The sequence below is a fragment of the Pedobacter africanus genome (assembly GCF_900176535.1).
In the GTDB taxonomy this organism is placed as follows: domain Bacteria; phylum Bacteroidota; class Bacteroidia; order Sphingobacteriales; family Sphingobacteriaceae; genus Pedobacter; species Pedobacter africanus.
Genome location: NZ_FWXT01000003.1, coordinates 117,204 through 131,085, shown reverse-complemented (window position 1 = coordinate 131,085; position 13,882 = coordinate 117,204). Strand labels below are relative to the sequence as shown.

Sequence of the window (13,882 nt, the reverse complement as noted above, 5' to 3'; positions counted from 1 at the left end):
CATCAGCTAAAAAACCAACATGAAAACAATTCAGCATATCAGCACACTACTCTTTGTCGGCCTGATCATAATCCTTGGTTCAAACGCTAAGGCACAGGAATTCAAAACAGGCGAGAGCATCAAAGCACAATTGCTTCAGGGTACAACTCCCGGACTCAAATCCGGTCCTGTTGTACAGAAAAAACAGGCAGAAGATAACAGCAAAGAGCTGCAATATACTTCTGGCAACTTCAAAGCGTACCTGCAAAAAACAGCTCAGGGATCGGGTTCTGGCGGTGCAGGAGCGCAGTCCAGAGCTATTGCCCCCTTGGCCAATAAAACAAAAACAGGGAGCAACCAGATGCCAAGTGATGGAAAAACACCCGAACCAGAACAAAAGAAAACAGAAGCCCCAAAGCTTCCTCCTATGCAAAATGAGCAAAAGGGCGCTACACCTCAATAAGCCATTGTTACGGGAAAAGAGCTGTACATTGTACGGCTCTTTTTTGTGCTAAACATGTATCAATTTACTGACAAAATAACTTTGGCCTGTAAATTGGATAGCTTTAATTATGCTTAAATTGTTGAAATTATTAATCATTGCTGCAATTATCGGACTTCTAGGCTGGTTAATTGCCGATAAGTTCAGTTTTAAAACCACTGTTGAAAGCAAACATCAGCTACTATTGGAACGTGTAGAAGCTATGGGCAAACTGGAGTTGGTAAAATACCGCATCAGTGATGTGCTGGAGCATAAAAATAAAACCCCTTTCCTACCCGATGCAAGTGTGCTGCTCATTATAAAGGCCGATGCAGTAGGCTGTATAGACCTTGCCAGGGTTAAAGCTGAACATGTGAAGGTCTATGATGACTCTGTAAACATACAATTGCCGCAACCCGAAATCTGTTACATCAAAATAGACCATAAATCTTCCCGGGTATACGATACTAAAATGGCATTTTTCAGGGAGGCTGACCTTGTTGATGCAGCGTACAAAACTGCCGAAAAACAAATTGCAGATGAAGTCCGCAAGTCTGATATCCTACAGCAAACCCGGGCAAATGCATTAAACGTCCTTCGGCCCCTGCTTACAGGCCTGGGCTACAATAAAATAAGTTTGTCTTTTGAGTAATAAACTGCTTTTCATTCCGTTGCTATTTTTTTATCTTTAACTATGGAACCTGGCATAATCTTACTTTTTGCCTGGAATGAAAAATCTATGGCTGGTATGGCTCAGTTGGACTTCCCATGTATCTTCCCTATCATGAAAAATTAGAAAAAATCATTGATTTTTCTTACCTTCCGCCATCTAAACTAATGTCAATGAAACAATTCCGCTTTTATGCGCTGTTGCTGTTCGTGCTTACTGTAACCAGCTCTTGTAAAAAGGTACCAGTGTTAGACTGGATTACTCCTAATCTTTCATTCAAAATTGATGGTGCAGCCAAGGAGGTCAAAGGAAGTAAAAATGCCCTTGCAATATATGTGAAGGAATTAAATATCATGCACATCAGCGGAATTGTCAGCGAAGATGAACAGATCAATCTTACCATCGGCAATTTTCATGGGGTCGGAGAATATACAATTGAAGGAGAAGACTTGCTGGGGCTTTATACTTCCACCGATCTGCCTCAAAGTCTCATCGGTACTGAAGGCAAAGTGAAAATTACTGAGTTTGTTAATGAAAAAACCATAAAAGGGGAATTTCAGTTCAAAGGAGAATTATTTATCATACACATTGGCACAGACAATACTGATCCCGATAGCGGGCCTGCGGAAACAAAAACCATATCTGACGGTAAATTCCAACTGAATGTTACCATAGGGAAACCTGAGGATATAGAATCGGGAGATGTTGATATCGAGATCGACTAGGCCAATAGGAGTAGCCGAAACTTCATGCCCAGCCTATCCCCTTGCTACTGGCTTCCTATGCTCAGCCTGTTAAACCTTGTTTTCTCCATACATTGAATATGTTTTAAGCATGATTGCTATATCTGCAGATGGATTAAACATGTCCAAACTATGCTTAAAACACGCAGCACATGGCTGAGCGCAGGCCGGGCAGTGCAAAGGCAGTGGTAAAAATCCGGCAACAAATAAAAAACTCACCACAAACAACTCCGCTCATAAAAGCAACTTTTATAGGTATTTTACCAAGTTATATATATATATCTACACTTGCACCGGTTTTTTACTTTCCTTTTATGTAGGGAACTGCAAACAGGTGGTATGTGCTGGCCGGGGCTACCCGAAGGCAGGGAGCAGATAAACTGCCATTACAGCCAGAGTTACTAAACGAACGCATAGAAAGTTTACAACTCTTTTTGCAGCAGAAAACAGGCGAGAGATTAGTAACAGTAGTTATTTGGGTAGTTTTAATGCAGGTTCGGGGTCCTGATAGATCCCGGATCAAGTCGGGGCAGGGCCTGACGATATCCTGATAAACTGATTCCTTTTTGTTTCTTAAAAAACTTATTCAGATGGCTCCCGTCTGCAAACCCGAATTCATCAGCCAGTTCATTGATTCTCAAATCACTGAATTTTAAACGCCACTCAATCAATCTGATCCTGTAGCCACTTATAAATTGCTGCAGGGTCTCTCCACATTGTTTTTTAAAGTAAACACCCAGATAGGTCTGCGAAATACCAAAAGTATCCCCAATAGCTGCAGCCGTTAGCTGTTCCGGTATAAAAATATTGCGCTCAATATGATTAATGATCTCAAGTATACGTTTATCCGTATTATCTCTTACATTTCCCGGCCGCAATTTAGCGATGTTTCTGGCCGCTATAACAATCAAGGCATTTACCAGGTTCATATCCAGGTCCTGCTGGTAAACACCACCCAGCTTCATACCAAAAAGCAGTGAGTCCACAATCTTCTCTACAAGAAGGCTGTCCTCTTTGCACCTCATTACACATCCTGATAATTTAGTTGCATAGAAAAGCAAACACTCCAGGTGATGAATACTTTTCCAGGGATAGTTCCTGATGTAGCTGTCGCTAAAACGGATCAGCAGAAACTCTGTCTCTACAACTATTTCATAATGATGGTGGTCATTAGGTGTAAGCAGCAAAAGGTTGCCATCTCGATAGGCCATTCTATTGCCGTTGATGTTCACAAATCCCCTACCCGAAATGAGGTATACCATTTCAAAAAAACTATACTGCCTGTTGCTCAGCGGGCAATGGTCTGTTTTAAGGTATGCTACTTCTACAGCCTGGTGTATATTCTGTTTAACCATAATACAAACATACCTTTTTATAATAGAAATGAACCGAACAAAAGCACTTTTACCGGTCTATTTTTGTCATAAAAAAAATAAGCACTATGCATAGCAACAAGAAAAATAACCTTACCCTGGCCGCCATCTGCCTTTCATCGCTGATGTTCGGGCTCGAAATTTCCAGTGTACCTGTTTTGCTGCCCAGCCTCGAAAAATTATTACATGGCAGCTTCACAGATGTGCAATGGATCATGAACGCTTACACCATTGCCTGCACAACAGTACTGATGGCCACAGGAACCCTGGCCGATCGTTACGGACGGAAGCTGATATTTATAATCGGACTATCGCTCTTCGGCATCACCTCCCTGCTCTGCGGTCTGGCTACAAATATGCCTTTGCTCATCATTAGCCGCTTTCTCCAGGGACTGGGCGGTGGCATTATGCTTATTTGTCAGATCGCCATTCTTTCTCACCAGTTTCAGGAAGGGCCTCAACGCAGCAAGGCCTTTGCCATGTGGGGTATAATATTTGGGATAGGGCTCGGTTTTGGCCCGCTTATCGGTGGACTGATCCTATCATTTTCCAGTTGGGAATGGGTTTTCCTGGTTCATTTTCCATTGAGTATACTTACCCTGTGTTTAGCGCTTGCAGGTATATCAGAATCTAAAAACACCAAGGCCCAGCGCCTGGATGTATGGGGTATGATCTCATTATCGCTAGCTGTTTTCGCATTGATCTATTTTATTATTCAGGGGCCGGTACTGGGCTTCGGCAGTACTACTGCATTGCTTATTCTTACATGCGCTGCATTTGCTTTCCTGCTCTTTCTTTATGCCGAAAAGACTTTCCCACAACCTATGTTTGATTTTACCGTCTTCAAAGTGCGTAACTTTTCAGGTGCCATCACTGGCTCTATAGGTATGAATTTCTGCTTCTGGCCATTCATGATCTACCTGCCAATTTATTTTCAGGGTGTATTGGGTTACAGTAGCCTGGTCGCCGGAACCGCTCTCCTGGCTTACACCCTACCCACGCTGGTAGTTCCGCCTTTGGCAGAACGCCTGTTACTAAAATACCAACCGGGCATTGTTATTCCATTTGGTTTATTCAGCATTGGCCTTGGTTTTATATTCATGTGGCTGGGCATCAGGGCTGAACATCCAGGATGGCTGAGCATGCTTCCAGGGACCCTTCTGTCTGGCATTGGCCTGGGCTTCTGCAATACGCCAGTAACCAATACCACCACCGGATCGGTTAGCGCTGACCGTGCAGGAATGGCATCCGGGATAGACATGAGTGCCAGGCTCATCACACTTGCAATCAACATCGCTCTAATGGGGCTGGTATTAAGTAAAGGTATTACCACACATTTAAAAGCAACTTTAGAAAGCAGTTTCAATGCCAGCCAGCTCCAAGAGCTGGCCGAAAAAATAGCAGCAGGCAATAATGGCTTTGGCAACGAGGGCCAGGCAGCACTCAGCTATGGTTTTGAACTGCTCACCCTATTCAGCGGAACTGGTGTCTGGATACTGGCCATCCTCAGTTTTTATCTATTTAAGCCTAATTTACGGTCCGTTAAAGAATAGCTGCTGTAATGCCCATTACTTCCTTGGCGGCAGTTTGGGCATTTTGCTGCTTCTTTCAAATTGGTAAACTTTAATGTTTTCCCACATCATCACCTCGCCACCTACGTTTTTGATCGCCCTGATTTCTCCATCCTGTGACACCACAAAACCAAGGCTTTCAGGATGTTTATAGCAATAAGAAAACATCGACTGGTGCCTTGTGCCGAAATGCTTTGGGTCTATCCTCACCTTGTTCACTGAAAGTTTGGAGGATCTGTTCAGGAAAACGTAAGGTGGCAATTCTTTCTCATTGATAACTGCTCCAAATCCATGCACATTTAAATGAGGCGACAAAACTACCAAACCATCTACACAGCTTAAAGAAGATACAAAGCGTACAGCACCAATCAGCTCATTATAGCTGTCTTCAATTTCCAGTGCGTTCTCATTAAACTCGTCGTGGAGCACTGAAGGAATGTCGCGTTTCTTCCGTTTATACATTTTGATCTCGTCCAACAGCAAATCGTTATCCGTTACACTGGTCAGAATATGTAAAATTGCCGATTCAATCCGGTTATATTCCAATTGGTATTTGGTAGTCAGATCGCTTACAAAATCTTTTGTTATCAATATCGCGCCCCCATGATGGTAAGTTTTTATTTTAAGCAAAATCCGGCTAATGGACTGGATCACATACTCAAATATGATGTCATTGTATACAGCCGCATCATCAGCACTTAGGTCATGCCCTACTTTCTTTTCAATAAAAGATTTACTGTATATCGTTTTCTTTCGGATGAAATCTGAAACCGGCCCATATTCAAACACATTCGGATATAATTTAACCAGGGAATTCTGGTTCAGCGTGGCTACCGGATGATAATCCAGCATTACATTTAGGATCCCGATACCATTGATCATGGTCTGAATTATACCCGGATAAGGTGGTTTATCGTCCTGTTCATAATTCAGGTAACTCTGGTAATGATAGGTCTGGTCAATCATTCCATAAATAAAAAGCTTATGATTTTCATCATAATGAACAGACAGCGTAGAACTCCAGGGGTCTGCAGCTTTAGAGAGCTTAACCAGATTTTTTATAGAAAATTCTATCGGCTGCTCAAAAGCAAAGAAATTCCAGTTATCGTGCTGTACCGGTTCATCTCTTTCTATAGATCGATGATCCAATAAGGTAACGGTAACTTTGATGTACTGCCCCTCTTCTGTTTGCAGGCTGGTATAATATAAAGTATTAAACAACTCCTTTAAAATAGCCTCGCTGGGTTTTTCTTCCTTTATTTTCGAGCGCTGTAACTCAGCGTACACAAAAGCTGCAAGATCAGTAGGCGTAAAATGTTTTGCCATATCGGATAAATTGAGGCTTAAATCTACTCTTTTTTATCTCGCTTCTAAAAATCAATAGCGCTTTGTAGGTCACCCAAACACGGCTTTGGCCTTATTGATCGCCTTGGTAAGGTCAATGCCTTTGCCCAGCACCCCTTTAAAAAGATCGCCTGTTTCTTTAAGCCGGTCCAGCGCATTAAAAATTGTAAAGTCCATCATTTTCATCCCGGGCTTTACTTCGTCCCAGTCCAGCGGCATAGATACCGTAGCGCCCGGCTTAGGGCGTAAAGAATATGGCCCTGCAATAGTAGCGCCAGGCCTGTTCTGCAGAAAATCCAGGTACATCTTCCCCTTACGGCTATCCACCATTCTTTCCAGGCTGGTAAACTCCGGCACCTGCTGGTGTACCAGGTTCACAATAATTTTAGCAAACATCTGCGACTGGTCGTAAGTGTATTTAGCACCCAGGGGGATATACACATGCATACCTGTTGATCCGGAAGTCTTGACATAACAAGGTACGCCCATCTGGTCAAGCACCTCCTTTACCATCCTGGCCACTTCAATAACCTGGTCAAAGGTGTTCTTGTCGGGGTCAAGGTCTATCACGCAATAATCCGGGTTGTCGGGAGATTGTCTTCTTGAAAACCAGGGGTTCATTTCAATACAACCTAAAGAGGCCATCCAAAGCAAAGCAGCTTCATTATTTCCCAGCAAATACTCCTTTTCCTCCCCATCGCCTGTGGTGTAAGGAAAAGTCTCTGCCCAGTCCGGAGCCTTACCTTTCACATCTTTCTGGTAAAAACCTTTGGAATGTATACCGCCCGGAAATCGGTTCAAGGACATCGGCCGGTCTTTCAGGTAGGGCAAAATGTAGCCAGCTACCTGGTAATAATAATTAAACATATCGCGTTTGCTCACCTTATCTTCCGGCCAGTAAAGTTTGCTCAAATGCGTAAATTTCAATTCATGACCGTTTATTTTACGCACCTGGGTTTCGTCTTTAGGGTTCAGTAAGGTTTTGCGCCCGGTAGCTTTCGGCGGCCTGATTGCCCCAGCATGCCGGTCTTTCTGCACCGGCTGAGTTTCGTGCTCATCAGGCAGTTCCGATTCAACAATTGCTTTGGTTTCAACCGGGGCCTCCCTCAGCACATCTTTGGCTTTCTTATCTGTTCGCATCCCCTCAAAAGAAGGATGACGGAAAACACCGTCGCTGGTTACCTCGGCAAAGCTCACTTCGCAGACCAGTTCCGGTTTAAGCCATGTTGCCTTGGCTTTAGGCGGGTTAGGGCGAAACCGTGAAGGTTTGTTCACATCCGGTACTTCCGGAAAAGGGCTTTTGTTGATAATCAGCGGTTCAAACTGGGCCATCATTTCCCGCTGGGCCTTATCGTTAAAACCGGTTCCTACCTTGCCTACATACTGCAAATTCCCGTTCTCATAAATGCCCAGCAGCAATGAACTAAACTTTTTGGAGGTTCCTTCGTTTTTTGTAAAACCAGCAATTACCACTTCCTGGCGCTGGTTTACTTTAATTTTCAGCCATTCAGCTGAACGGGCATTTTTTGCATATAAACTGTTTGCTTTTTTAGCGATAATCCCTTCCAGGCCCATTTTTGTTGCAGCCTCAAAAAATTCAGTCCCCTTGGCCTCAAATACCTTGCTCAACCTTATACGGTCATCATTTTGGGGTAAAACTGCAGCCAGGATTTTCTGCCGTTCCATTAAGGGAAGCTGTGTATAGTCTTTACCATCAAACCAAATCAGGTCGAACACATAATACACCAGTTCCCCATCCGCCTCACTTCTCCAGTTTTGTAAATCGCCAAACTTCGAAACCCCCTTATCATTGATCACAAGAATTTCACCGTCCACAACAATGTCCATTTTCCAGCTTTGCAGCAACTCAAAAATGGGATAGAACTTTTCATTAAACTGCTTATTGTTGCGCGATAGCAACTGCACATCACCGTTCTTTTTGCAGAAGCCCAGAGCACGGTAGCCATCCCATTTCACTTCATATATCCATTCCGGATCATCAAAAGGCTCATTCACAAGCGTGGCCAGCATAGGTTTCATCCCTATGGGAATTTTTGCTTTTTTCCCCTTTTTAAGCAGCGGTTTAATCAGGTCTTCTTCATGCCCGTTCTTCCACACCTTTTCACTGCTGTTTTCCATTTGTGCTATGGTCTTTTCAGAAAGCACAGATTTATCTTTTTTGGTGATGTCAGCTGTGGAAGCATACTCATCCTTATGTTTAATCAGCAGCCAGCCATTCTCGCCCATGCCATGGGTTTTAACCAATGCATATTCACCTTTTAGCTTCTGGCCATGTAAAACAATTTTCAATGACCCGGTATGCAGCTGATGCAAAAGATGCTTCTCCTGGGCTTTTTTCCCCTTAATCTGCTCAATAGGTTCATAGGTGCCCTCATCCCATACAATCACTGTTCCGCCCCCATATTCACCTTGGGGAATAATACCTTCAAAACTCTTATAATCGAAAGGATGATCTTCTACCATCATGGCCAGGCGTTTGTTTTTAGGATCAGTAGAAGGGCCTTTGGGTACTGCCCAGCTTTTCAACACACCTCCCATTTCCAGCCTGAAATCATAGTGCAGGCGCGAAGCATCATGCTTCTGGATTACAAACTGTAGCTTACCACTTGCAGCAGGTTTGCCAGCCTTAGGTTCGGTGGTTTTGTTAAAGTCACGCTTTTCGTTATATTTTTTCAGGCTCATAAACTAATGTTTTAGAACTAATTAACAATCTAAAAACGGCTTGGTTTTTAATCATACAGATCCTACACGGCGCCAGATCATTGATCTGCTGAGCAATCAATCGCTCAACCTCAATGCGGTTGCATGGCATTTTGAAATCAGCCGCCCGGCCATTTCCAAGCACATTAAAATACTTATGGAGTGCGGTTCCGGCCAAATTCATCCCCAAACAATTTTAGGTGAAAGATTGTTTAGGGATAAACTATATATCAAATCATCATGAAAAAGATAAGACCCTGTTTATGGTTAGACCATAATGTTAAAGAAGCAATCGATTTTTACACCTCGGTATTTAAAAAATCAGAAGTGCTCAGCACCAGTTATTACCCAAAAGATGCACCTCATTTTGGTGGCGAGATATTGGCAGCAGATATAAAAATAGAAGATCAGGAATTCATATTGTTAAACGGTGGCCCAACGTTCAAATTTAACGAGTCTGTGTCTTTTTCTATCGAAGCCAATACACAGGAAGAGATTGATTATTATTGGACCAACCTTACGGCCAATGGCGGTAAAGAATCACAATGCGGATGGTTAAAAGACAAATTTGGCTTATCCTGGCAGGTTTCTCCCACAATTCTTAGCAATCTGTTGCAAAGTAGTGATCCGGATAAAGCCAAACGTGTAATGGATGCAATGATGAAAATGGGCAAAATTATCATCAAAGATATAGAAGAAGCAGCGAAAATTTAAATGGCGGTGAGGGGAGCCCCAATCGATTTTAAGATTTCTTTTTTGGAACCTTGGCCCCTTCTTTTCTTGCCTCTGACAAGCCTATTGCAATGGCCTGCTTTTTAGAAGTCACTTTTTTACCGCTCCCGGATTTAAGTTTTCCCTCTTTCATTTCATGCATTGTTTTTTCCACCTTCTCTGAGGCTTTTTCTGAATACTTTGCCATAGTAGTAAAATTAGAATACGTATTAGTTATTTGGCTTTCAAAACAAAGTTCCTCCTGAATTGGTTTGAATTAAGCCATTTCTTTTTGCAGGTGGCGTTTTTACGGCCTGACCTTAAACCCCTACTTTTTTAAACTTGAACTTATCTTTGATATAGTGGTTGAAATAACGCCCTTTCGAACCAGCAGCCCTCAGCATTTGAAAAACCCTTTCAGGCACATTTTTATAATGATATTCTATACCCGTCACAAAAATGATTTTGAGGGTATGCGATTCCTTGTTATAGTCGAAATACCTGATAACTGAAGAAGGCATGCATTTGGGTATTTAAATCGTAATCCTTCCGCCAGCAACTGGAATGGTAGCCCCTGAAATATAGCTAGCGTCATCAGATGCCAGGAAAACATAGGCAGGAGCCACTTCTACAGGCTGCCCGGGCCTGCCCATTGGTGTATCCATGCCGAATTTTTCCGGATCGGGCATGGTTGAGGGGATAAGTGGCGTCCAGATCGGACCGGGTGCAACCGCGTTAACCCTTATGCCTTTGCCTGCAGTTAATAAAATCTGGCTTAAATTGGCCGTAAAATTTTGAATGGCACCTTTCGTGGCTGCATAGGGCAGCAGCACAGCACTTGGGTTATAAGCATTTACCGAGGTGGTATTAATAATATTGCTTCCTTTTTTCATATAAGGTTCAGCCGCTTTGCTCAAATAGAACATGGAATGGATATTGGTTTCAAACGTTTTTACCCATTCCTCACCTGGGATGTCGGCTAAATCTTTCCGGGCCATCTGAAAGGCGGCGTTGTTTACCAAAATATCTATTTGTCCAAATTCCTTTACGGCTTTTTCTATGATTTTCTTGCAATGGCCTTCTTTTCTGATATCGCCTTTTACCAAAACTGCCTTTTGACCAGCTTCTTCTACATACCTGGCGGAGTCCTGTGCATCTTTTGTTTCATCATCGCTCAGGTAGCTAATTAGTACGTCTGCACCTTCACGCGCAAAAGCAATGGCAATAGCCTTCCCAATGCCAGAATCTCCACCAGTAATGATGGCCTTTTTACCTGTAAGTTTTCCGGAACCTTTATAGCTTTCTTCCCCATGATCGGCCAAAGGCTTCATTTTTTGTTCTTTTCCTGGCGGTGTTTGCTTTTGTTTAGGAAAAGGCGGAACGGGATATTTAGTATCAGGCTTTTGAGGCGGTTTTTGCTTTTTCTGTTTTTCCATAGCTGTCTTCTTTAATTTAAAAAAAGAAACAGGTAAAGGATTAAAAAGTTTTACATCAAGTCTATCGCAAAAATGTTAAGCGCTTCCGTTCTGTTTTGCATAGGCCTGATTGGCATTCAGTAAAATCAGGTCGGCGTAAGCTTGCAAATAGAGTTCCGATTGTTCCTTTTCCTGAGCATGCCTTAGCAAAATGGCCAGGTCATTCATTTCTGTCCTTAATTTGGCGCTTAAAGACATGCTCACATTGCTTATCCTTTTGGTCATCAGCACATTGTTGTACACATCGGGATAACGTTCCACAAAACCTACCACAAAAAGCTGGTTAAATTCCAAAGCCCAGCCGGCGCCGCTAAACTGTTGTGTCTCAAATTCTGACCCCGAGTGAATGAAAATAAGTTCATCCCCGGCAACAAGCCATAGTAAACGGCTCCATATACTCAGGGGAAATTTTGTACTCAGACTGTAATTGTCCAATAAATTCAGGCGAAGGTTTAAGTTTGGTTCCATATAAATGCAGGTATGCAATTATGCTTACCCAAAACCTATGCCGCTTTAATAGAACTCTTCCTCTTCGTCGTCATTATTAAAGTCAGGATCCTCAACCTCCTTATCCAAATCCTGGTCATCGTCTTCATATTCAATATCTTCCCTGGAAGGGAAATCATCATCATCGTCCTCATCCTCGTCTTCCGGACCAGCAAAGCCGACAGCTAATAAATCCAGATTTAATTCGTCTGTTTCAGCCGTTAATGCCGAATCCATGATTACTGTTTGTTCTTTATGGCCCATTGCGTGCTGCTGATAATTTTCTAAAGTTTTCATAAACATTGGTTTTACAAGCACATTTAAAACAACATATCTTTCTAAAATGTTTTTACATTCCTTGTATGAACCCACCTTCAAAAGCAGAAAACACCCTGGGGTCAGATCAGCAGTAAACCAAACCGGGCACTTTTCATCATGACTTAACAATTTAGGGGTGTACCAGATTGAATACACATAAAACACTACGGCTTGCTGCTAAATGATCCAGACCAAAAATCACAGCAAAAACACTAAAAAACAAGCACTTATAACAAAAAACACCACACGGTAAGCCCTGCAAACTGTCAATACTGGCATGGTTATTACAATACCTCTGTGATTTTACCTAATTAAAAAACAGAATTATGAAAAGATTATTCATTATAGTATTGGGCTTAACTGCGGGCAGTTTGAGCTTTAAGGCAACTGCGCAAACTACACAGGCAACTGCAAACGATCAGATGAGATTTGGTATTAAAGCCGGCGCTACTTTAACCAACATTGGCAAATATTCATTTCTAGGGCAGGAATACAGTACCGATCATAAGGCAGGTTTCCAGGCCGGCATTTACGCGGATTTGCCAATGGGTGGCGGATTCGCATTCTTACCCGAAGCAACATTTACCCAAAAAGGCTTTAAATTAAAAGAGACTGTTGGTGAAACAACCGGTGAAATCAATTCAACGCTGAACTATCTTGACATACCGGTACTTATAGGCTATAGGCCATCACCAGAGTTTACCCTATTTGCCGGTCCTCAGGCCTCTTTCCTGTTGTCGCAAAAAACAGTGGTAAAAGCCAATGGCAACGAAGTTACCTCTACAACAGACACCGATAATTTAAGGAAATCTGTAGCTGGTGGCGTTATTGGTGTAGGTTATAGTATCACTCCCAACATCAATATCAACGGACGATACATGATGGACTTTCAATCTGCTGCCAAAGAAGATCAAAACCAGGATAAAGCCAAAAACAGAGGATTTGCGCTAACGCTGGGTTACACGTTTTAAAACAGGGGAAATGTTTCCATTTGCGTCTAACACATCATAAATATTTAACGTGGATTTAATGAGCCTGTTTTAGCTTTGCTGCATAAATATTTGGTTAGTATTTATAAAGTTTAGGTTTAGTTGATAAAGGAGCAACGATGGATGTCGTTGCTTTTTTTATGGGTATCCCCTGAACCAGACCCACCTTTATGGTTTAGGTAGCTATAATAAGATCCAAAAACCATGGCTTGGTATAAACACCTGTTTCATAAGGATTAATACGCATTTAATACTGGCCCGAAAGATTAAATACTGGTATTTCCAATTGCAAAAACTTAGCTGCAAAAGGAGGTGTTAAATTAATAGTAATAACAAATATTAATTCAGGAACATTCTTAAAAAAAAATCATGGCTACCACAACAAAAACAGGCGCAAAGACCGCCGCAAAATCAAACAAAAAGTCCAAAACCGGGAAAATGGAAAATTCAGAATTTCATGATTTCTTTGTAGATGAACTAAAAGACATCTACTGGGCAGAAAAACACCTATCAAAAGCCCTCCCAAAAATGAAAAAAGCTGCCACAAGTACTGAACTGGCAGCCGCATTTGAAAAACATACCGAAGAAACGAATAACCACATTGCAACCCTGGAGCAGGTTTTTCAACTGCTGGATGAGAAAGCCCAAGGCAAAAAATGTGATGCCATGGAAGGATTGGTTAAAGAAGCCGAAGGTGTTATTGAAGATACCGAAGCTGATACCATGATCCGTGATGCGGGGCTAATCCTTGCTGCCCAGAAAGTAGAGCATTATGAAATCGCTACCTACGGCACATTGATAGTCTTTGCCCAAAACATGGGGCATACCGATGTTGCTGAACTTTTGCAATTTACTCTTGATAATGAAAAAGCAACCGATGTTGCCCTTACCGAGATTGCGGTCAGCTCAATCAATGAGCAGGCGGCAGCTGAATAAATAAATTTCAAACCTTTTACAAAATCAATTGTAATAGCTTATATGAAGGTTAACAAGTCGGGATGAGTTCAAAAATGAACTTGTC

Annotated in this window: 16 protein-coding genes; 8 read left to right on the top strand and 8 right to left on the bottom strand. The window is 42.3% G+C overall.

What is annotated here, in order from left to right; all coding sequences use genetic code 11:
* Positions 1 to 19 precede the first annotated feature (19 nt).
* The 3 genes from B9A91_RS17765 to B9A91_RS17755 all read left to right on the top strand — a co-directional run bounded on the left by B9A91_RS17765 (position 20) and on the right by B9A91_RS17755 (position 1,855).
* Complete coding sequence (locus B9A91_RS17765; RefSeq protein WP_084240377.1) at positions 20 to 442, top strand: hypothetical protein; 423 nt, start codon at positions 20 to 22, stop codon at positions 440 to 442.
* Positions 443 to 551: 109 nt separating this feature from the next.
* Positions 552 to 1,112: a DUF4230 domain-containing protein gene (locus B9A91_RS17760; protein WP_084240376.1), complete on the top strand. Its 561-nt coding sequence runs from the start codon at positions 552 to 554 to the stop codon at positions 1,110 to 1,112.
* 191 nt (positions 1,113 to 1,303) lie between these two features.
* The gene (locus tag B9A91_RS17755; RefSeq protein WP_084240375.1) at positions 1,304 to 1,855 is read left to right on the top strand and encodes a hypothetical protein; all 552 of its coding nucleotides are present in this window, start codon (positions 1,304 to 1,306) and stop codon (positions 1,853 to 1,855) included.
* 503 nt (positions 1,856 to 2,358) lie between these two features.
* Here B9A91_RS17755 and B9A91_RS17750 read toward each other — a convergent pair.
* Positions 2,359 to 3,228, bottom strand: a complete 870-nt coding sequence (locus B9A91_RS17750) for a helix-turn-helix domain-containing protein (protein WP_084240374.1) — start codon at positions 3,226 to 3,228, stop codon at positions 2,359 to 2,361.
* 86 nt (positions 3,229 to 3,314) lie between these two features.
* On the opposite strand from B9A91_RS17750, the gene B9A91_RS17745 reads away from it, so the two are divergent.
* Positions 3,315 to 4,799, top strand: a complete 1,485-nt coding sequence (locus tag B9A91_RS17745) for an MFS transporter (RefSeq protein ID WP_084240373.1) — start codon at positions 3,315 to 3,317, stop codon at positions 4,797 to 4,799.
* 15 nt (positions 4,800 to 4,814) lie between these two features.
* Here B9A91_RS17745 and B9A91_RS17740 read toward each other — a convergent pair whose 3' ends face one another.
* Entirely contained in the window at positions 4,815 to 6,143 is a 1,329-nt protein-coding gene (locus tag B9A91_RS17740; protein WP_084240372.1) for a putative sensor domain DACNV-containing protein, read from the bottom strand.
* Between the two features lie 69 nt (positions 6,144 to 6,212).
* Positions 6,213 to 8,864, bottom strand: coding sequence for a DNA ligase D (ligD, locus tag B9A91_RS17735; protein WP_084240371.1), 2,652 nt, complete (start codon positions 8,862 to 8,864; stop codon positions 6,213 to 6,215).
* Positions 8,865 to 8,904: 40 nt separating this feature from the next.
* On the opposite strand from ligD, the gene B9A91_RS17730 reads away from it, so the two are divergent.
* Both B9A91_RS17730 and B9A91_RS17725 read left to right on the top strand, forming a co-directional pair.
* Positions 8,905 to 9,126, top strand: coding sequence for an ArsR family transcriptional regulator (locus tag B9A91_RS17730; protein ID WP_084240370.1), 222 nt, complete (start codon positions 8,905 to 8,907; stop codon positions 9,124 to 9,126).
* Positions 9,123 to 9,596 (top strand): VOC family protein, encoded by a 474-nt coding sequence (locus B9A91_RS17725; protein ID WP_084240369.1) that lies wholly within the window; start codon positions 9,123 to 9,125, stop codon positions 9,594 to 9,596. Before B9A91_RS17730 ends, B9A91_RS17725 begins: the two co-directional genes overlap by 4 nt.
* A gap of 28 nt (positions 9,597 to 9,624) precedes the next feature.
* Here the strand turns inward: B9A91_RS17725 and B9A91_RS24275 are convergent, their stop codons facing one another.
* From B9A91_RS24275 to B9A91_RS24025, 5 genes are all read right to left on the bottom strand, one after another.
* Positions 9,625 to 9,801 carry a DUF6496 domain-containing protein gene (locus tag B9A91_RS24275; protein WP_200815687.1) on the bottom strand — a complete coding sequence of 59 codons (177 nt, stop codon included), beginning with the start codon at positions 9,799 to 9,801 and terminating at the stop codon, positions 9,625 to 9,627.
* Between the two features lie 112 nt (positions 9,802 to 9,913).
* On the bottom strand, positions 9,914 to 10,114 hold the full coding sequence (locus B9A91_RS17720; RefSeq protein ID WP_084240368.1) for a KTSC domain-containing protein: 201 nt from the start codon (positions 10,112 to 10,114) through the stop codon (positions 9,914 to 9,916).
* 12 nt (positions 10,115 to 10,126) lie between these two features.
* The gene (locus B9A91_RS17715; protein ID WP_084240367.1) at positions 10,127 to 11,029 is read right to left on the bottom strand and encodes an SDR family oxidoreductase; all 903 of its coding nucleotides are present in this window, start codon (positions 11,027 to 11,029) and stop codon (positions 10,127 to 10,129) included.
* A 75-nt stretch (positions 11,030 to 11,104) separates the two neighbouring features.
* Positions 11,105 to 11,536: a hypothetical protein gene (locus tag B9A91_RS17710; protein ID WP_084240366.1), complete on the bottom strand. Its 432-nt coding sequence runs from the start codon at positions 11,534 to 11,536 to the stop codon at positions 11,105 to 11,107.
* 45 nt (positions 11,537 to 11,581) lie between these two features.
* Entirely contained in the window at positions 11,582 to 11,851 is a 270-nt protein-coding gene (locus tag B9A91_RS24025; protein WP_144008992.1) for a hypothetical protein, read from the bottom strand.
* A 347-nt stretch (positions 11,852 to 12,198) separates the two neighbouring features.
* Between B9A91_RS24025 and B9A91_RS17700 the strand changes: the two genes are divergently transcribed.
* On the top strand, positions 12,199 to 12,843 hold the full coding sequence (locus B9A91_RS17700) for a porin family protein (protein ID WP_084240364.1): 645 nt from the start codon (positions 12,199 to 12,201) through the stop codon (positions 12,841 to 12,843).
* Between the two features lie 387 nt (positions 12,844 to 13,230).
* Positions 13,231 to 13,797, top strand: a complete 567-nt coding sequence (locus tag B9A91_RS17695) for a YciE/YciF ferroxidase family protein (RefSeq protein WP_084240363.1) — start codon at positions 13,231 to 13,233, stop codon at positions 13,795 to 13,797.
* The last annotated feature ends 85 nt before the right edge of the window (positions 13,798 to 13,882 follow it).